The sequence below is a fragment of the Kaistella sp. 97-N-M2 genome, assembly GCF_021513235.1.
Taxonomy (GTDB): domain Bacteria; phylum Bacteroidota; class Bacteroidia; order Flavobacteriales; family Weeksellaceae; genus Kaistella.
In genome coordinates this window covers 2,156,641-2,176,052 of sequence record NZ_CP090976.1, presented here as the reverse complement: position 1 = coordinate 2,176,052, position 19,412 = coordinate 2,156,641, and the positions used below count along the sequence as shown (strand labels likewise).

Here is a 19,412-nt window from a genome sequence, read left to right as displayed (position 1 = left end):
AAGTTTTTACTGTAAAAATTTTAAAGCTCCAGCGCTTTCCTTTCGTCACCGCCCATAAGGTGTTCCACAGGATTATCGATGGCTTCTTTCACCGCCACCAAAAACCCGACAGATTCCTTACCATCGATGATTCGGTGATCGTAAGACAAGGCCACATACATCATCGGACGTATAACCACCTGGCCATCAATCGCCATAGGTCTTTGTAAAATATTGTGCATTCCTAATATTGCAGACTGCGGCGGATTAATAATTGGCGTAGACATCATGGAGCCGAAAGTTCCACCATTTGTTACGGTAAAGGTTCCACCCGTCATTTCATCAACGGTTATTTTTCCGTCTCTTACTTTTTCAGCAAGTGATTTAATGTTGGCTTCCACCCCGCGAAACGACATATTTTCTGCATTGCGAAGCACAGGAACCATCAAACCTTTCGGTCCGGAAACTGCGATCGAAATATCGCAAAACTCATAATTGGTTTTGAAATCTCCGTCGATAGAAGCGTTCACATCCGGATACATTTGAAGTGCTCTTGTTACGGCTTTCGTAAAAAAGGACATAAATCCTAAACCAATGCCGTGTTTCTGCGTAAATTCTTCTTTATATTGTTTTCTGATTCGGAAGATTTCGGACATGTCAACTTCGTTAAAAGTCGTCAACATGGCCGTTTCATTTTTCACCGATACCAATCTTGCCGCAATTTTACGACGCAATACTGAGAGTTTAGTGGTGTTCGAACCTCTGGAACCACTTGTTTCGGAAGTTCCGCCCATTGCAGGAACCGAAGCCGTATTCGCATCCTCCTTCGTGATTCTGCCGTCTTTGCCGGAACCTGAAACCTGAGAAGCTGTTATTCCTTTTTCGTCCAGAATCTTTTTCGCAGCCGGCGAAGGCGTGCCTGTTGCATAACTTGTTGCAACGGGTTTTTCTTCTTTTTTAGCCTCCTGAACGATGGCCGGTTTTTCTACCACTTTTTCTTCCGCTTTTGGCGCCTCGGCATTTTCCGTTTTGGGGGCAGATGACGCTTCAGGTTTTGCACCGTCTCTATCGATAAGGCAAACCACCTGTCCTACTTCTACCACTTCGCCTTCTTCCGCTTTTAAGGTAATAATCCCGCTTTCTTCGGCAGGAAGTTCAAGGGTTGCTTTGTCGGAATCAACTTCAGCGATTGGCTGGTCTTTTTCTACGTAATCGCCGTCTTTTACCAACCAAGATGCGATTTCAACTTCTGTGATGGATTCTCCCGGCGAGGGAACTTTCATTTCTAATATTGACATCGTGAATATTTTGTTTATTATTTTAATTCTCTTAAAAACTGCTCCGGAATAAATGCTTTTAGAACAGGAATCTGTTTCTTTTCCAAAACGGTAAATTTCCAATTTTTAGAATCAGATGAACTTGCTGCGGCCTCTTTTACGGAACTTATATAAAAATATCCCGTGGATGGGTCCAGCTTTACGTTATCATATCCGAATTCTCCTTGCAGCGCAGATTGTAAATCCTCTACTTTCAATTCGCTTCCAACGAATTTCATCTGAATCTTTTGAAGGTAAGTAACTTTCACAAATTTCTGACCCTTCTCCTCCACAACCTCATCGCTAACAACAATATTTTCGGGCTTATCTATTTTAAACTCCAGTTCCGGCGAGTTGAACATTTGGTTCATTAAATCAACCAATTGGTCTTTCGGAAACATTTTCAAGAAATCTTCATTAGCATAAAGATCCAAAGCCTTCTCGAATTTCTTCTCAACAATTAAATTGTTATAATCCCGAAACTGATTTTCGATCCCAGTTTTCATCTCCTGCGCAAAAAACGGAAGACAAAGCATACAACTTAAGACGAGAAGCACTTTTTTCATCTGGAGCTAAGCTGTTACCGGTCTTTTTGCCGGCGCATCGTTTCTGTCGAAAACCCGGTTGATAACACTGTTCTGATTTCTTTCGAACATTTTGTGACTTCCCGGTGCAGGCGAACCACTTGCAACCGGCGAAATTACCTGAATTCCGGTCTCACGGAAGGTTCTTAAAATATAATTCCAGGCGCCCATATTTTCGGGCTCTTCCTGAACCCAAAGCAGTTCTTTTCTGTTTTTATATTTCTGAAATATTTCCTGAATTTTATCTTCCTGAATCGGATACATCTGCTCTAATCTTACCAAAGCAATGTTTTCACAGTTCAATTCTTCTTTTTTAGCTAACAGTTCGTAGTAGATTTTTCCGGAACATAAAACCAATTTATCAATTTTATCTTCTTTTGCTGTAAAATCGTCGATAATAGGCTGAAACTGACCGTTCGCGAAGTCCTCCAGCGGAGAAACGACTTTCGGATGACGCAGTAAAGATTTCGGCGTCATAACGATCAAAGGTTTCCGAAATTTCCATTTCAACTGTCTTCTCAAAAGGTGGAAATAGTTTGCAGGAGTTGTGGCGTTGGCTACAGTCATATTTTCATTGGCACAAAGGCCTAAAAATCTTTCCAATCTGGCAGAAGAGTGTTCTGCACCCTGCCCTTCAAAACCGTGCGGAAGAAGCATCACCAAACCATTTTGAATCTTCCATTTTTCTTCAGCCGCGGCCAAATACTGGTCGATGATAATCTGTGCTCCATTAACGAAATCTCCAAACTGCGCTTCCCAAATGGTTAATGTATTTGGCGAAGACATGGCGTAACCATAGTCGAAACCAAGAACTCCGTATTCGGAAAGGTGCGAGTTGTAAATATCAAAACGATTATCGGAAACGTGGCGCAAAGGGATATATTCTTCTTCGGCATCTTCAGTTTTCACAACCGCATGACGGTGAGAGAATGTGCCTCTTTCGACGTCTTCACCGGAAATCCGTACGTTATTTCCTTCCGTAAGCAAAGTTGCATAAGCTAACCATTCGCCCAACGCCCAGTCGAACGAATTGGACTCGATCATTTTCAAACGGTTATCGAACAGCCTTTTGATTTTGGAAATAAATTTTTTATCTGCCGGCAAAGTGGTCATTTTAACTGCCAGTTTCTTTAGTTCTTCTAAATCAAATCCCGTATTCACGGATTCCTGCATGGCATCTTTTACGCTAAGCGGGAAATCGACCCAATCATCGGACATAAAAACGTCCATGGTATTTTTTTCAATCTCTTTAGCAGCATCATAATCTTCATCCAAAAGGGTTTTGAATTTAGATTCCATTGTTTTTAAAACATCTTCGGAAAGAATGCCTTCTTTAATGAGCTGCTCTTTGTAGATCTCTCTCGGATTGGGGTGTTTAGAAATCAACCGGTATAAGTTCGGCTGTGTAAAACGGGGCTCATCACCTTCGTTATGGCCGTATTTTCTGTAACCCAATAAATCGATGTAGACATCTTTACCAAACTCTGCGCGGAAATCTGCCGCAAATCTGATGGCGTGAACAACAGCTTCAACATCATCTGCATTTACGTGCATCACAGGTGATTCGGTTACTTTTGCGATATCTGTACAATAAACCGACGATCTTGCATCTAGATAATTGGTGGTAAAGGAAACCTGGTTGTTCACCACAATATGAATGGTGCCACCCGTTTTATATCCTTCCAGCGTCATCATCTGGGCAATCTCGTAGACAATTCCCTGCCCTGCGATGGCGCCGTCGCCGTGAATAACAATGGGCAAAACTTTTTTGTAATCTTTGTATTTATTATCAACTTTTGCACGACAAATACCCTCTACCAAGGAGGCAACAGTCTCCAAATGCGAAGGATTCGGCGTTAGATTGATGGCAACTTCTTCACCGGATTCGGTTTTTATTTTTTTTGATGACCCCAGATGGTATTTCACATCGCCGGAAAAAACATCTTCTTCAAATTCTTTCCCTTCAAATTCTGAAAATATCTGCTTGTAAGATTTGCCGAAAATATTGGTTAAAACGCTTAAGCGTCCACGGTGAGCCATTCCTAAAACGACCTCGTCAACGCCTAATTGCGAAGACCTCGTAATCAACTGATCCAATGCCGGAATTAAAGATTCGCCCCCTTCCAAAGAAAACCGCTTCTGACCCACAAATTTGGTATGAAGATAATTTTCGAAAGCAACGGCCTGATTTAATTTTTCCAAAATTTCCGTCTTCTGCGGCGCCGAAAGGTTTGGGTGATTTTCATTTACGGTAATCCATTCTCTGATGAATTTTTTCTCCTGCACGTTGTTAATGTGCATGTATTCTGTACCAATCGATTCGCAATAAATCTTTTCGAGGTGATTGATGATTTCCTGCAAGGTTGCAGCGTTCGGCATTCCGGTTTCTGTGGCCGAATTAAATTTAGTATTTAAGTCGTCTTTAGAAAGTCCAAAATTCTCCAGATCCAGCGTTGGTTCGTAATGTCGTCTTTCACGTACAGGATTTGTGTTCGTAAATAAATGACCGCGCTGTCTGTATCCTTCGATCAGGTTAAGCACTTTAAACTCTTTTTTAATATCGTCCGGAATCTGGCCGTCCGAAACGATCTGATTGGTTATTGTGGAGACATTGGATGAGGCCGGAACTGCGGAATTGGTGGAAATATCGTCGTTATAATTCTCTAGAGCAAAATCAAATCCCTGGAAAAATGCTTTCCAGGAAGGCTCAAGTGAATCGGGAAATTTTAAATATTGCTGGTATAAGTCTTCTATCAACTGCGAATGTGCAGCATTCAGGAATGAAAATTTGTCCATTTTTTACAGATTAACTCTTTATTTTATTTAAAAGACAAATTTAGCAAAAAAAAGTGAGGTACTGAGCGCAAAATCCCTTAAAAATAGTTAAATAAATTATCGGAAAACGGGCAGTGACAATTTGATTACCGTATTATTTTCTTCGCGCGGTTCCTCCAAAAAAGTCTGCTGCAGATCGCCTGTTCTTAAGGTATCTTTTTTGGCTTTTAAAAGAAGCTGCTGAATCAATTTTATTCGTCCGGGATAGGAGCCGCGGTAGTAGATTACGTAATTTTTGGAAGCGTTCACGGTGCGGAAACTAAAATTGTTATCGGAAACGCCCACCCTTTTGGAAAGCGGAATGCCGTAATAATAAGAAACTTCTTTATCCTTGTAATTATCGGCATCGGTAATAAGAATCGGCTCGCCGTATTCGTCGGTTTTTTTGCCTAAATCCATTTTCACATAATTCAAAACTTTGTTATGATTGATAACAATATTTTTGAAGAGCGCGTCTTTAGCATTTTTGGAGTTTACACTTACGCCCAAAAGCAGTTGACCTTCCTGCTGCTCTACCATTAAACTGTCGAACTTTAAACTTTCACGCTGCTTTTCTTTATCTACTTTGTTACCTAAAATAGCAAACAGGTTCTTCATACTTTTGTCGATTTGATCTGCAATATCATCTTCGGTGAGCAGATTGAGTGATCTTTTCAGAAACGGCTGTTTCGGCGTTTGAATATTCCATGTGATTCTGGTTTTGCCGTTTGCTCCTCTAAATTTGACATTGATGCCGTAGGGATTGCTTTTTTCCCTTCAAAAAGCTGGTACCGCAGGGTTCTGTTTGGATTTTCATAACGAATAAACAAATCACCAAAAATTTCGTCGTCTTTCTTGTCGTGGTACCTCATTGAACTGCCCTGCCCTGAATAAGGCGTAAAGTACTCGAAAGTTAAATGATCATTATCCGCAAAGAAGGCGTTCCAGCTGCTAAAATTTTGAAGATTATTGAATTGCGGAAAAACTTTTTCTACAGGATAATTTATTTCTTTCTCGAGGGTAAAGTTTTTACTTTCCGCCACGAAAGCCATCGAAGCGGCATAAACTGCCAACAAAAAAAGGACGATAACCGTCCCGTACTTTAACCAACGCATGCGCAAAAATACAAAAACTCAGGCACAAAAAAACACGGCGATAAAAATATTGCCGTGTCCTGGATTTGACGATTAATTTATGGAATAATTGTACCTGGCTGAATGGTCGCATTCTTTTTCACTACCACGATTCCATCTTTAATGGAATGATTGTCGTAATCGCCATCGGGCAGGTGTTTGCCGCCAATAATACGCACATTATCTCCCACCCTGCAGTTTTTATCAAGAATAGCGTTCTCAATGTAACAGTATTTTCCGACACCGAGATTTGGAATCCCCTGATGATCGTTTGAGATGATTTCTTTTGTATCCTGATAAGAATCTGCACCCATCATGTATGTACACATCAAAGTACTTCCCTTGTCGATCCTGCTGCGGTTTCCGACGATTGAATTTTCAATTTTATCTGCCATCACAATACAACCGTCGCCGAAAATTGCTTTACTCACATAAGAACCCAAAATTTTGGACGGCGGCAGCATTCTCGCTCTCGTATAGATGGGAGCATTGCTGAAAAGATTGAATTTAGGGAAATCCTTCGTTAAATCGATGTTCGCATCGAAGAAAGAATCGATTGTTCCGATATCGGTCCAGTAGCCGTCGTATTGAAAACTGAGGGTTTTATAGGTGCCAATTCCGTTGGGGATTAATTCACCGCCGAAATCGTCACCTGGATCTTCTGCAAACATCTTTTTCAAAACCTCTTTACCGAAAACGTAGATTCCCATCGAGGCGAGATATTCTTTACCTTCGGCCCTGCTCTTCTCGGACACTTCAGATTTCCACTCGTCAAGCTGGTCGAAGGAAGGTTTTTCGATGAAAGAAGTAATATTTCCGTTGTCATCCGACTTTAAAATGCCAAAACCGGGCGCGTCTTTCGCGGTAACCGGAATCGTTGCAATAGTGATGTCGCCTTCATTTTTACAGTGAAAATCGATCAGTTCGCGAAAATCCATCTGATACAACTGATCTCCGGAAAGGATTAAAATGTAATCATAGTCATACTTATCCAAATGTTTCATCGACTGGCGCACTGCATCGGCGGTACCCTGATACCACTGATCATTTTCCACATTTTGTTCGGCGGCCAAAATATCTACAAAACCTCTGCTGAAAATATCGAAATGATAAGAATTTTTAATGTGCGAGTTCAGCGAAGCGGAATTAAACTGAGTAAGCACGAGAATTTTATTATATCCCGAATTTAAACAGTTGGAAATGGGAATATCAACCAATCTGTACTTTCCTGCGATAGGAACTGCCGGCTTCGATCGGGAATAAGTTAGGGGAAACAATCTTGTACCTCGTCCACCACCGAGTACTATTGAGATGACATTAGGTTTCATAGGAAATATTTTTTTGTGTTTATTTTTTGCTCTATAACAATATTACCATTTTTCGGGCAGTAAAAAAAATATAGTTACTTGATAATTGAGGGTTTTTTATGAATAACAAATATTATCGCGATTCCGTAATTTGTTGCGGAGAAGACGATGAACAGAAGGCGATTTCACCCGAATTTAGGCCAAAAAAAAATCTCCCAATAAATTGAGAGATTTTCGCGATCCGGACGGGACTCGAACCCGCGACCTCCGCCGTGACAGGGCGGCATTCTAACCAGCTGAACTACCGGATCAATTTTTGAAAAGTACTGATAAACTTTTTGCGATCCGGACGGGACTCGAACCCGCGACCTCCGCCGTGACAGGGCGGCATTCTAACCAGCTGAACTACCGGATCATTAGAATAAGAAGGTATGCTTCTTTTTGGTGAGTGCAAAAATACAACTTTATACCTATCTACAAAATATTTTGACAAAAAAAATGCTTCCTTTAATAGAAAGCATTCATTATCACGTGCTTTATTTTTATAAATGTGCCGATAATTTTTCAGCGATTACCTCTTTTGAAGCAACTCCTACAATTTTATCAACAACCTGCCCACCTTTAAAGATTAAAACCGTTGGGATATTTCGGATGCCATAATCCACAGAAACCTGTTGGTTATTATCCACATCAACTTTTCCTACTACTGCTTTGCCTTCAAAATCAGTAGCAATTTCTTCTACAATTGGTCCCAACATTCTGCAGGGTCCACACCAAACTGCCCAAAAATCTACCAATACGGGTTTATCTGAATCCAAAACCATTTCTTTAAATGATTGATCTGTAATTTCTACTGCCATTTTTATTTAATTTTAAATTAATTTTTATACCTACAAATTTACAATTTTCCTACTAAGGCAAACTGTTAATTATCTATGTTCAACATTTGTTTTGTCTATGGTAAACGATTTCGCTATTTCACTTAAAGCTTCAATTAAAGCATCGATTTCCTGTTTGGTCGTGAGGTGACTAAAGGAGACGCGCAACGGTGTCGAATTTTCCATTTCTTCTTCTTCCAAAACCATCATCATTACCATCGACGGTTTTGCGGCGCCCGAAGAGCAGGCACTGCCCTGCGATACAGCAATTCCCTTCATATCGAGTTTTAAACCGATTAAAGGATCTTTAAAGGGCAATAAAACGCTCAGCACTGTATATAAACTTCCGTCTTCCTCCGAACTTCTGCCGTTGAATTTCACGCCATAAATTTCCGCCGTCAGGCGTTCGATAGTATGTTTTTTAATTTCTTTGATGTCCGAAGCGTATTCTTCCAGATGATTTAAAGAAAGTTCCAAAGCTTTGCCTAAACCCACGATGCCGCACACATTTTCGGTGCCGGCGCGCAAACTTCTTTCCTGTGGACCGCCTGTAATAATTCCTTTTAAACCAGAAGCTTTTCGAATGAAGGCAAAACCGCTTCCTTTCGGTCCGTGAAATTTATGCGCACTGCACGAGGCAAAATCCAGCGGAATTTCCGCAAAATTCATTTCCATATGAGCCATGGACTGTACCGTGTCTGAGTGAAATAATACGTTATTTTCTTTGCATAAAAGCGCGACTTTTTTAATATCGAGAAAATTTCCGATCTCGTTGTTGGCGTGCATTAAAGTTACCAAAGTTTTCTTGTCGGAGCTTTTGATGATCTCTTCCAGTTGTGCCAGATCGACGTCACCTTTTCGGTCGGGACGAAGGTAAACCACTTCTGTTCCACGGCGTTTTTTCATATCGAGAACGGTTTCTGCTACACATTTGTGTTCCATAGGTGAAGTAATAATCCGCTCCACTCCTAAATGTTCCACACATGATTTTATAATCATGTTATTGGATTCCGTTCCGCAGGACGTAAAAACAATCTCGGCCGGCGTAACGTGCAGATAATCCGCAACCTGCCTTCTTACATTTTCGATAAGAATTTTGGCTTCCTGACCAAGGCTATGCGTGGAAGACGGGTTGCCGTAATTCATCTTCATTACGTCGACCATTGCATCGATAACTTCTTCGGCAAGCGGCGTGGTAGCTGCATTATCCAAATAAATTCTATCCATTTTGTAATACTTTTTTTAAGATTTTTCTGCAGGTAAAATTAGTGAAAAAATTCAAACTGAGCTTCATCTGCCCAGGCCAACATTTGTTTATCGCCTGAGGTGTCGCCAAAGGCAATGGTTTTATCATATTTTTTCGTCCCTACGGCTTCGACGATTCGAAGAACTTTTTCGGGGCCGTTGCAGTTTTTCCCAAGAAAGTTACCGGTGAAAATGTCGTCTATAAATTCTGCCTGTGTGGCTAAAAGATTCATTTTAAAATGATGAGCGAATGGTTGTACCCAAATATCCAGAGAAGCGGAAACAATGTAGCAGTCGGTTTTTTCGCGGTCGATACTTTTAATAAATTCCAGCGCATTTTTTCTAACAAGCTCCGGAAAATAGTAGTCAAAAAACTCCTGCGATTTCTTTTCGATTTTTGCCCGGCTCTGCCCCTTTAAAACAGAGGAGATAAAACTTCGTTTAATTTTTTCGGGGTCCGCCAGTTTTAGTTTTAATAAAATAAAAAGCGGAATATGTTTGATGAATTGCAATTTAAATCGAGACGCGTCGTAAAATTTCAGGTACAAAAACATGGTGTCTCTGTACGTTAAAGTACCGTCGAAATCAAATAAATACAGTTTTTTCATGAAACTTAATAATTGAACTGAATTACAAATTCAACTTTTTGAAAATAAATTCAGGGATATTTCTGATGATTAACATGATGAAACCCCAAATTGGCAAAATGTAAACAACATTTCGCTGGTTTTTATAAGCGCTGTAAATCCCGTTTGCCGCTTCTTTTGGTGTGGCAGTCAGTTTTGGATTTAAGGGCAATCCTTCCGTCATTTTGGTCTCCATAAACCCGGGTTTAACCGTGATAACGTGCACTTTTTTGCCGTACAAATAATTGCGGAGCCCACTTAAATACGCAGTTAATCCTGCTTTCGCACTGCCGTAGATGAAGTTGCTTTGCCTCCCGCGGTCGCCCGCAACAGACGATAAAACGATCATGGTTCCGGCGCGTTGTCTTTCCATTTTCTCGGCGAAAAAATTCAGTACCGGAAGCAGTTTTGCATAATTAATATCGATAATTCTTTCTGTATTTTTACTATCGTACAAACCTTCTTCCGTGCCTTCTCCCAGATATCCCGTGGCACAAAAAAGCAAGGTCGAAGTAATTTCATCGAACGTTGTATAATCGATTTCCTTCCTTAAATCCAGATCGATTATCTCGGTTTGCTGCAAAAATTTGACGTCGAGATGTTTTGCAAATTTTTCCGTAGTTTCTCTGTTGGACGTGAACAAATAGATGGTCGAAAATTGCTCATGGGCTTCTAAAGCCTTTTCTACAAAGGCCTGAGAGATTTCCGAATTGCTGCCAAGAACGATCATATTAATTTGAGAATTTGAGATGAGATAATTTGGTATCGGTTGATTCTATAATTTGATAACTTGAAAATTTGCATTTTAACTCTATTATTAATTACCAGATGACCACATCACAAATTATTTTTGATTCTTTTGTGTTGAAGGGAAACAAATTTCGGATTCTGCACATTTTGAAGGTAGTTGGTGAGCGATGATTTGCTCATACTGTCTTTCGCTAAATAAATTCTGCCGCCATATTCCTCTACAATTTTATCTAAATCTTTCACTAAATTTTTTAGTTTCGAATTAACTTTAAAATCGAGTGCCAATGTATATCCCTCGAAAGGAAAAGAATTGTACGCCAACGGACTGTTCCTGCCGAACAACTTTAAAACCGCTAAAAAAGATCCGTTCCCACTTTTTGCAATGGTTTCGAGAATCTTCCGCATTCCTTCTTTGCCACTGGTTTTCGGGATCACAAACTGATATTGAATAAAGCCGCTTTTGCCGTATATTTTATTCCAGTCTTTCACAACATCCAGCGGATAAAAAAAAGTTTCATAATCCACGTAACTTTTGACTTCTTTTTTGGTTTGCTTTTTAAAATAGAAGTAATTGAACAATTTAACGGTGGTGTTATTCAAGACAAAATTCGGAAAGTAAAAAGGAACTGTGGGATTATATTTTTTCTTTAACCTTAAAGGATTCTCCTGTAAGTTTTTCGGTAACTGATGTTTGAAAGCGTGCTCGCCGCGCAGCATAATACTGCGGCCAATATGGGTGCCTTTTTGCAGGCAGTCGATCCAGGCAACATTGTAAGTCCAGTCTTCACTTTCGTCGAAGAGATTAAATATTTCGTCCAGATTTTCTGCTTTGATGCTTTCCTGCCGAATGTACGCCGTCTCGATATTTTTCAGCTTAAACCGCGCGGAAAGAATGATACCCGTAAGCCCCATTCCACCGATCGTGGCCCAATATTTATCCGCGTTTTCGGTTCTGGAACAACTTAAAACGTCGCCATTTTCATTCAAAAGAGAAAAGGAGAGCACATATTCGGAAAAACAGCCTTCTGCATGATGGTTTTTACCATGAACGTCGGACGCGATTGCCCCACCGACAGAGATAAATTTTGTTCCTGGTGTCACGTAAAGAAAATAACCCTGCGGAACAGTGACTTCTAAAATTTCGGAAAGCAAAACACCGGATTCGCACTCGATAATTCCGTTTAAACGGTCGAAACTCATCAATTTATTCAGCCTTTTTGTAGAAAATATATGTTCAGAAAGAGAAGCATCGCCGTAACATCTGCCGTTACCACGTGCAATGATTTCATTATTGCCTTTTACAAAATCCTGAATTTTCCGTAGCGTATCTTCGGACTTCATTTCTTTCTCTACGACTGGAAAATTTCCCCAATTCGTAACTTTCTGAATAAAATTGGGCTTCATTATTTAAAATAAATTTGAAGTAAAAAGGCAGCAATCCAAAGCACCAAGGTGATCTGAATATACCGGTCTCTATAAATTATTTTCGTAGGCGATTCCGTTTTGTTATAAACCAGCGTTTGCTGCAGATATCTTAGAACGCCAAAAACCACAAAGATCACCGTATAAAAAACCCGGGAGTGAAAACGCTGCTGCACTTCCGGCGAAAGAGTAAACATCAGATAACACACAATTGCCAAAGTACAGCTTATTGAAAGGGCAATATCAGCGAACTGCACATTATAGCCATCCAAAGATTTTCGGGTTTTACCAGAAACCTGCGCATTAATCAATTCTCCGCGCCGTTTTCCAATGGCGAGAACAAGGGCTAAAATAAAGGTGAGTAAGATGGCCCACTGCGAAATAAAAATTCCGGTTGCGTAACCGCCTGCGAGAACCCTTAAGACAAAACCAAGGGAAATAATACTGACATCGATGATGGCGACATGCTTTAATCTAAAAGTATAGGCCAGGTTCATTAGAAAATAGAACGCAATAATGGTGGCAAATTTCCAGAAATTATGGTGGAAATACTGTTCGCCGCAGAAAATCAAAAGAATTGCGCTGGCAACTAAAAAACCTAAAATAATGAGAGCCGTTTTTTTGGCAATTGCGCCACTTGCCAGAGGACGGCGGCGTTTCGCGGGATGCTTACGGTCCGATTCAATATCGGAATAATCGTTGATGATGTAAACGGAACTTGCTGTAAGGGAAAAAACGACAAAAGCAAAAATACTTTTAGCCAACAAATCGAGATTCGTGATATTTCCCGAGAAAAACAAAGGGGCAAAAACAAATAGGTTTTTTATCCACTGTTCTACGCGAAGCAGTTTTAAATATTTCGTCATCCGTGTTAAAAATCAATCGCAAAAATAGGGATTTTAAAATAAAAAAATCCGCCGAAGCGGATTTTAAATTTAGGATATAAAGTTCGATTACTGCGCAGTTTTCGCGTCGTTGATCATATCTTCGTTTGCTGTAATTGCAAATTCTACTCTTCTGTTTTGGGCTCTGCCTGCATCGGTATCATTAGAGGCTACCGGATCTGCTTCGCCCATTCCCATAGTGTTCATTCTTGAAGAAGCAACGCCTTGGGAAGATAAATACGCTCTAACTGCAGCGGCTCTTCTGTCGGATAAGGAAAGATTATAAGAATCTGTACCTTTACTATCGGTATAGCCATAAATGTTGATGTTCGTATCTGGATTATTGGCTAAAACGGTGGCTAACTTATTAAGGTTGGCTTTCCCGGCTTCGGTAAGGGCTGAAGAATTAAACGCAAAATTTACCATATTTTCCTTCAACGTAACTTTAATTCCTTCTCCTACTCTTTCCACTTCGGCACCAGGTAAAGTTTCCTTAATTTCTTTCGCCTGTTTATCCATTTTATTACCAATTACGTTACCGGCAATTCCACCAACAACGCCACCTAAAACTGCGCCTAGAGGAGCATTTTTACCTTTACCGATGTTGTTTCCTAAGATGCCGCCCAAGACCGCACCTGCGGATGCGCCAATAACAGTTCCTTTCTGTTGGTTATTTGAATTTTTTACAGCTTCACAACTCGTCATCAAAAAAGAGGTTGAGATAAAAAGTGCTGCGATGTTTGTTTTATTAAAAATTTTCATAATTTCTTATTTTTATATTGTTATTACATTCCTGATTTAGAAAAATTGTAAACGACTCTTACATTTTGGCCATTTGCAGGAATATTTTGTTCCAGTGAAAAAGTACTTGCCGTTTGGCTAACGAGATTTAAAGAATAACCGGAAGTAACCGCTTTCGCTTTGGTTCCCTCCATTAATTTTTTGAATTTGAATTCATTACCGTTTACCACCTCGAATTTGATAGGCTGCATCACGCTCGGGCAATCGCCACCTCCATTAAGCGTGTAGGATCCAGAATAGTTATTGGGAATTAATTTCCATTGACTTCCAACGAAACATTGCGCATCGGCACCTTCGTCGAAAGGCTTAACACTGAAATTCTTGTCGTAATCAACACTCGTAATTTGCCAGTCTCCTTTTAACTGAAGAAATTCTGCTCTGTTGGATTGTGCGGTTTTTGCAGTGGAACAGGAAACGGTAAGTGCCGCCCCTAAAATGCCTGCCAGTAATATATTTTTCATAGTAGTAAAATTAATTAACTAGGAGTTACAAAAAACCGTGCCATTGATTCGGGTAAAAGAAAAAAGTCCGGATAAACCGGACTTTTTATGATTTTTTTAAGAAAAAATTTCTGCTTACTTTTTCTTTACTGTTTTTCTTTTCAGCACTTTGGCTTTGGCGGGGGCAGCAGAAGCGGTCGCTTTGTAGAAGTTCGTAAATGCATATTCTGCGGCCTTCTTTACATCAATTACTCCACCCGCTTCAGAAATCAGATCAAATCTGTTATTTGTATTGGAGTTGATCATGGCGTTTACACTGGACTTATTAGAGCTTTTCACCAATGATTCGATCACCTGTTCCGGAGTTAGATTGGGCATATACGCCATTAAAACTGCAGCTGCGCCTGCAACAACCGGCGCTGCCATAGACGTTCCCTGCAGATACGCATATTTATTTCCGGGTACCGTTGAATAGATTTTTTCTCCGGGCGCGAAAACATTAACCATTTTTTGATTGTAATTGGAAAAGTCAGCGCGTAAGAATTCGTTGTTGTTTGTAGAAGCGCCTACCACAATCATGTTGGAAATGAAAGGTTTCGCATCATTAACATCCTTATAATTCGTTGGAAAGTACACATTTTCAGCAACGTTCTCATTTTCATTACCGGCGGCTTTTACCAAAAGTACCCCTTTATCCTGCGCATACTTGAAAGCTTCCCAAACCACATTTTTTCCGGGAGAAACCGGCTTGCCAAAACTCATATTTAGGATTTTAGCCCCATTGTCTACGGCATAACGTATTGCATTTGCCACATCTTTATCACGTTCGTCACCATTCGGAACTGCTCTAACTGCCATAATTTTGGCCACCTTGTAACCCACGCCGTACTGCACTTCTTTACCCTGCGGAAGTCCGGCAATAATCCCCGCAACATGCGTCCCATGTTCGCCTTTCGGATCTGCGTAATGGTTGTTACCATAACTTTTTTCGGAGTAATCATCGTAGTTATCGCCCACGATTTCAGCGCGCGGATCAAAGTCCAGATTGTACTGTTTGGTGGCCTGAACTTCGTAATAATCAACGGCTTCTTTCATTTGACCTTCTAAAAATTTCTGAACATCTGCAGGTGATTTTCCTTTTACCGCCGGATCCTGTGCAACCTGTCCTAAAACAGAAGCTGCCATGGCCTGTTCCTGCGTCGTTGGTTTAATTGCTGCAATGGCTTCGGGCGTTAGGTTTTGACCGTTCAGCATTCCTATCATCGTTGGAATTAAGCCCTGAATTCTTTTATATGTTTCATACCCCTGCTTCGCCTCGATACCTTTTTTGGTGTAGATGTCTTTTGATTTCATGTACATCGCAAATTCTTCGGGCATTTTTGCCTGATTTGCTTTGTTTGTCGTGGAGTTGGGTCCTTCAAACACGGATTGGTATTTTTTTACCACGCGCGTCACTTCCAAATTATCATCGTAAACATCGCCATTTTTTCCGCCGATGAAGTTCCAGCCGTGCACATCGTCGATATATCCATTTCCATCATCGTCTTTTCCATTATTAGGAACTTCGTTCACGTTGGTCCACATATTATTTATTAAGCCTGGATGATCCACCTGAACACCGCTGTCCAGAACGCCAACGATTACCTTTTTCGGCTTTAAACCTTTTGATTCTAAATATTTATAGGCGTTTTGAGTATTGACGCCGTACACATTCGTCGACGCAAAATCCTTGTGATACCAAGTCATTAAATCCTTGTCGATCATCGGGTCTAAAGTGGTGTCTGCAGTCTGCGCAAACGAAAGAAAGCCTGTCATGAAACAAGCTGCAATGAATATCTTTTTCATAAGTATCTAATTTATTGTTATTTAAAAATTTTAATTTTATGCAGTATTGATGAGCTAAGTTTTAAAAATGATAAGATTAACCTTTAAATTATTTGGTTTGAATGTTCTTTAAATAAGTCAACGCTTCCGGTCCTTTGTTACAAATGAGATCTACGATCGAGAGATCCGGCAAAAAACCATATTTATCGGAAAAAGTTTGATAATATTCTGCGGTATCAAATTCAGATTCTTTTTTGGCGGAGAAACTTTCTCTGTAATTTTCTTCGGAGGGAATTTTGAAATACTCTTTATTTAAAGTGTATGGCTTTTCGGTCTTAAGGATTTTCTGAAGGATCCTTAAAGCATTTAAATTGAACTCCAAAAGCGAATTCGTCTGAAAAGTAAAAATTTCCCGCAGTTTATCTTCGTAGAACTCAAAATAGGGAGAACCTTGATAGGCAATTTTGATGGATTTCCAGTGAATGTTCAGCCAATTATCGCGGTGAGAAACTTCAATCTCGTGCATCGTTCTCTTCCCATTGTGATTCATGGGAATAATAAGGGATAGTCGTCCGTTAGCGCCGTAAATGGTAGTTCTGTTGCGGTAGGTTTGTTTGGGAAAGCTTTCAAACTGCTCGAAAACAATTTCCGAATCTTCTCTCAAAAAGACTGAAAACCAGGAAATTGGCGGCAAATAAAAAACGGGTAATAATACTTTTTTCAAAACCTTTATTAAATTTTTATATTTTATTTTAGTAACAACTCCCGAAACCCGTTCGCACAGGCATTTTTTTATGGGGTTTGGCGGAATGAAACCGGCTGTTCACGGCGCGGAAGCGATTTTAAAAAATATTAATCCTCTGTCTCTTTTTTCTTAAATAATTTCGCGAAATAATCCCAGCCGAAGAAGAGAAGCAATATAATTGCCGCCACCCACCAATACGAGGTTTTTTGAACTTCGCCGGTATTTGTCGCCTTGAACATACGGTCCCACCGAATTGTTTTGCCATCGGGCTGGTAAGATGAGCTCTTGTCCGGAAATAGTCCCTCCACACTTAACCAAGTGAACATGGGAGAACCGACAATATTTTCCTCTGGCACAAAGCCGAAGAAGCGGGCATCTAACGACGCGTCGCGGTTATCGCCAACCATCATGTAATAATCCTGTTGAATGGTGTATTGCGTGCTTTCTTTTCCGTTGATGAAGATTTTTCCGTCTTTATTTTCGAGGTGATTGTGTTCGTACTCCGAAATAATCCAGCGGTATTCGGGCAGCGTTTCCTGATTTAAAGTAACTACATCACCCTTTTTTGGAATTCTAAGCGGACCGTACCAATCCTGATTCCATTTTTTGTTGATGGGGAAAATTGATTGCGTGGTATCTACATTTTTCGTGTAGGCATCGTGCATTGCATTAAGTTTATAAGAAACAGCAGCCGTATCCTTCGCCCAAATGTGCTCCTTCAGGTCGATGATCTGTGGTAACTCTTTAATTTCTTTTGCAGTTTGATCTGTTAATCCCTGAAAATCATACAAATATCCGGTCTGCGTCTGAACTTCCTGTACGGGCAAAAATCCGTATTTTTTATACAAAGACGGAATATCGAGTTGGCTGCCCGTAGTGGCGATAAATTTGTGTTGCTTTTTTTGATCGCCTAAAATATTTTCAGGTTTTCCGTTCACAAAAAGCCGGCCTGCACGAAACTCCATCACATCGCCTGCAACGGCAACGCAGCGTTTTACGTACGGATCTTTCCGGTCGATGGCGGTGTGCACGGAATCCTGCGGATAGTTAAAAACAACGATATCGTTTTTCTGGGGTTTTTTGAACTGCAAAATTCTTTCGTAAGGTAATTTTACGGCATCAACATAGGATTTGGGATCGTCTTTTGGATTGCCTTTTTCGCCGGTGTCCATAATGGTACCCTGCAAAAACGGAATGGCTAAAGGCCGCATCGGCATACGGTATCCGTAGGTCCATTTGTTAACAAAGAGAAAATCGCCTACCAACAACGTTCGTTCCATTGATCCGGTTGGAATTCCGAAAGGTTGTGTGAAAAAAACGTGAACAATCGTGGCAAAAACCACAGCGAAAGTAATGGAACCCAGAAAAGATTCTTTTTTACCATCCTGTTTTTCCTCCTCTGTCATATAAAGTTCCTCTTCTCTTTCAACCTCTGCATCTTTGGAATAGTTAACAAAAGCCATATAAATAAAAGGAAGGATAACGGTTAACAATTTTTGAACGAAACTTGCTTTCCCAAAATGCTTCATTAAAAAGAGATGAAAAACCGTCATCATAATGGGACCAACGATGGGCAGATAAGCCATGACGATCCACCACTTTGGATGGCCAGTTTCTTTTTGAATAAGATAATAATTGTAGAACGGGACAAAAGCAAAAAGTGGATTGTAACCCATCTTTTTAAAAAGCTTCCACGTGGTAATTCCCATCAGTAATGAGAGTATTAGAACGTAAACGGCATAAGTTAGAAAGTAATTCATATCTCGTTTGGATAATATTTAAGTTATTAGTTTGTTTTTTGTGAATATTGTTACAAAATCTTCCTCACCCTAAATCCCTCTCCAAAGGAGAGGAACTTTAAAGCCGGTTTATAAACCAAGTACATCTTTCATTGTAAAGTTTCCCTTTTTTCCCTGAATCCATTCTGCGGCGATGAGGGCGCCCAAAGCGAATCCGTTTCTGTTAAATGCGGTGTGTTTAATTTCAATTTCATCGACTTCACTTTTGTAGAAAACACTGTGTGTACCGGGAACTTCATCTTGTCGCAGCGCAAAAATGCCCAATTGTTTGTCTTTTGTTTCGTGCAATTTCCAGGCGTCAAATCTAGAGTCGTTATTTATAATTCCTTCTGCCAAAGTAATGGCTGTTCCGCTAGGTGCGTCTTTTTTCTGGGTGTGATGAATTTCCTCCAGCTGAACCTTATACTCATCGAAATTTTTCATCAATTCCGCCAATTTTTCATTCAAGGCAAAAAATAAATTGACGCCGAGACTGAAATTGGAGCCGTATAAAAAAGCCGTATTATTTTCGAGGGAAATTTTTTCTACTGCTGATTTTTGGTCAAGCCAACCTGTGGTGCCGCTAATGACGGGAATTTTATGTTCCAGACAAAATTTAATATTATTGAAGGCTCCTTCCGGGTTCGAAAATTCGATGGCGACATCGGGATTATTTAAATTTTCTGTGGTAGGCGTTTCGTTAAGGCGAGCAACGATTTCGTGGCCTTTTTTTTCGGCCAGTTCTCCAATAATTTTACCCATCTTTCCGTAACCGACCAGTGCTATTTTCATAATTTTGTCATTCTAACCCTTTCCAAAGAGAAGGTATTGTTGTGTTTTTGTTAGTATTTCGTCAAAATTCCAAGTACCAATAAATAAAAACCGT

18 protein-coding genes and 2 tRNA genes are annotated in these 19,412 nt (G+C 40.2%); all 20 read right to left on the bottom strand.

What is annotated here, in order from left to right:
* Positions 1–20: 20 nt before the first annotated feature.
* Complete coding sequence (gene odhB, locus L0B70_RS10120; RefSeq protein ID WP_235141681.1) at positions 21–1,277, bottom strand: 2-oxoglutarate dehydrogenase complex dihydrolipoyllysine-residue succinyltransferase; 1,257 nt, start codon at positions 1,275–1,277, stop codon at positions 21–23.
* A gap of 17 nt (positions 1,278–1,294) precedes the next feature.
* The gene (locus tag L0B70_RS10115) at positions 1,295–1,861 is read right to left on the bottom strand and encodes a hypothetical protein (protein ID WP_235141680.1); all 567 of its coding nucleotides are present in this window, start codon (positions 1,859–1,861) and stop codon (positions 1,295–1,297) included.
* Between the two features lie 6 nt (positions 1,862–1,867).
* Entirely contained in the window at positions 1,868–4,675 is a 2,808-nt protein-coding gene (locus tag L0B70_RS10110; RefSeq protein WP_235141679.1) for a 2-oxoglutarate dehydrogenase E1 component, read from the bottom strand.
* A 96-nt stretch (positions 4,676–4,771) separates the two neighbouring features.
* On the bottom strand, positions 4,772–5,311 hold the full coding sequence (locus L0B70_RS10105; RefSeq protein ID WP_235141678.1) for a hypothetical protein: 540 nt from the start codon (positions 5,309–5,311) through the stop codon (positions 4,772–4,774).
* A gap of 56 nt (positions 5,312–5,367) precedes the next feature.
* Entirely contained in the window at positions 5,368–5,808 is a 441-nt protein-coding gene (locus tag L0B70_RS10100; protein WP_235141677.1) for a hypothetical protein, read from the bottom strand.
* 77 nt (positions 5,809–5,885) lie between these two features.
* Positions 5,886–7,154, bottom strand: a complete 1,269-nt coding sequence (locus tag L0B70_RS10095; RefSeq protein ID WP_235141676.1) for a glucose-1-phosphate adenylyltransferase — start codon at positions 7,152–7,154, stop codon at positions 5,886–5,888.
* A gap of 216 nt (positions 7,155–7,370) precedes the next feature.
* Positions 7,371–7,444 (bottom strand) — tRNA-Asp (locus L0B70_RS10090).
* Between the two features lie 30 nt (positions 7,445–7,474).
* Positions 7,475–7,548: transfer RNA gene (locus L0B70_RS10085), tRNA-Asp, on the bottom strand.
* A 127-nt stretch (positions 7,549–7,675) separates the two neighbouring features.
* Positions 7,676–7,993, bottom strand: coding sequence for a thioredoxin (gene trxA, locus L0B70_RS10080; protein ID WP_235141675.1), 318 nt, complete (start codon positions 7,991–7,993; stop codon positions 7,676–7,678).
* 69 nt (positions 7,994–8,062) lie between these two features.
* Complete coding sequence (locus L0B70_RS10075) at positions 8,063–9,238, bottom strand: cysteine desulfurase family protein (protein WP_235141674.1); 1,176 nt, start codon at positions 9,236–9,238, stop codon at positions 8,063–8,065.
* A gap of 38 nt (positions 9,239–9,276) precedes the next feature.
* Positions 9,277–9,864 (bottom strand): HAD-IB family hydrolase, encoded by a 588-nt coding sequence (locus L0B70_RS10070; RefSeq protein ID WP_235141673.1) that lies wholly within the window; start codon positions 9,862–9,864, stop codon positions 9,277–9,279.
* 22 nt (positions 9,865–9,886) lie between these two features.
* Positions 9,887–10,612 carry an SDR family NAD(P)-dependent oxidoreductase gene (locus L0B70_RS10065; RefSeq protein ID WP_235141672.1) on the bottom strand — a complete coding sequence of 242 codons (726 nt, stop codon included), beginning with the start codon at positions 10,610–10,612 and terminating at the stop codon, positions 9,887–9,889.
* A 107-nt stretch (positions 10,613–10,719) separates the two neighbouring features.
* Entirely contained in the window at positions 10,720–12,036 is a 1,317-nt protein-coding gene (locus tag L0B70_RS10060) for an FAD-binding oxidoreductase (RefSeq protein ID WP_235141671.1), read from the bottom strand.
* A complete protein-coding gene (locus L0B70_RS10055) occupies positions 12,036–12,920 on the bottom strand; it encodes a decaprenyl-phosphate phosphoribosyltransferase (protein WP_235141670.1) in 885 nt (294 codons plus the stop codon). The genes L0B70_RS10060 and L0B70_RS10055 overlap by 1 nt, the downstream gene beginning before the upstream one ends.
* Positions 12,921–13,007: 87 nt before the next feature.
* Entirely contained in the window at positions 13,008–13,700 is a 693-nt protein-coding gene (locus tag L0B70_RS10050) for an OmpA family protein (RefSeq protein ID WP_235141669.1), read from the bottom strand.
* Positions 13,701–13,723: 23 nt separating this feature from the next.
* Positions 13,724–14,200, bottom strand: a complete 477-nt coding sequence (locus L0B70_RS10045) for a lipocalin family protein (RefSeq protein ID WP_235141668.1) — start codon at positions 14,198–14,200, stop codon at positions 13,724–13,726.
* Positions 14,201–14,314: 114 nt separating this feature from the next.
* Positions 14,315–16,024 (bottom strand): S8 family serine peptidase, encoded by a 1,710-nt coding sequence (locus tag L0B70_RS10040; RefSeq protein WP_235141667.1) that lies wholly within the window; start codon positions 16,022–16,024, stop codon positions 14,315–14,317.
* An 88-nt stretch (positions 16,025–16,112) separates the two neighbouring features.
* Complete coding sequence (locus L0B70_RS10035) at positions 16,113–16,727, bottom strand: WbqC family protein (RefSeq protein ID WP_235141666.1); 615 nt, start codon at positions 16,725–16,727, stop codon at positions 16,113–16,115.
* Between the two features lie 128 nt (positions 16,728–16,855).
* A complete protein-coding gene (gene lepB / locus L0B70_RS10030) occupies positions 16,856–18,508 on the bottom strand; it encodes a signal peptidase I (protein WP_235141665.1) in 1,653 nt (550 codons plus the stop codon).
* 108 nt (positions 18,509–18,616) lie between these two features.
* Entirely contained in the window at positions 18,617–19,318 is a 702-nt protein-coding gene (gene dapB / locus L0B70_RS10025; protein ID WP_235141664.1) for a 4-hydroxy-tetrahydrodipicolinate reductase, read from the bottom strand.
* Positions 19,319–19,412: the final 94 nt, after the last annotated feature.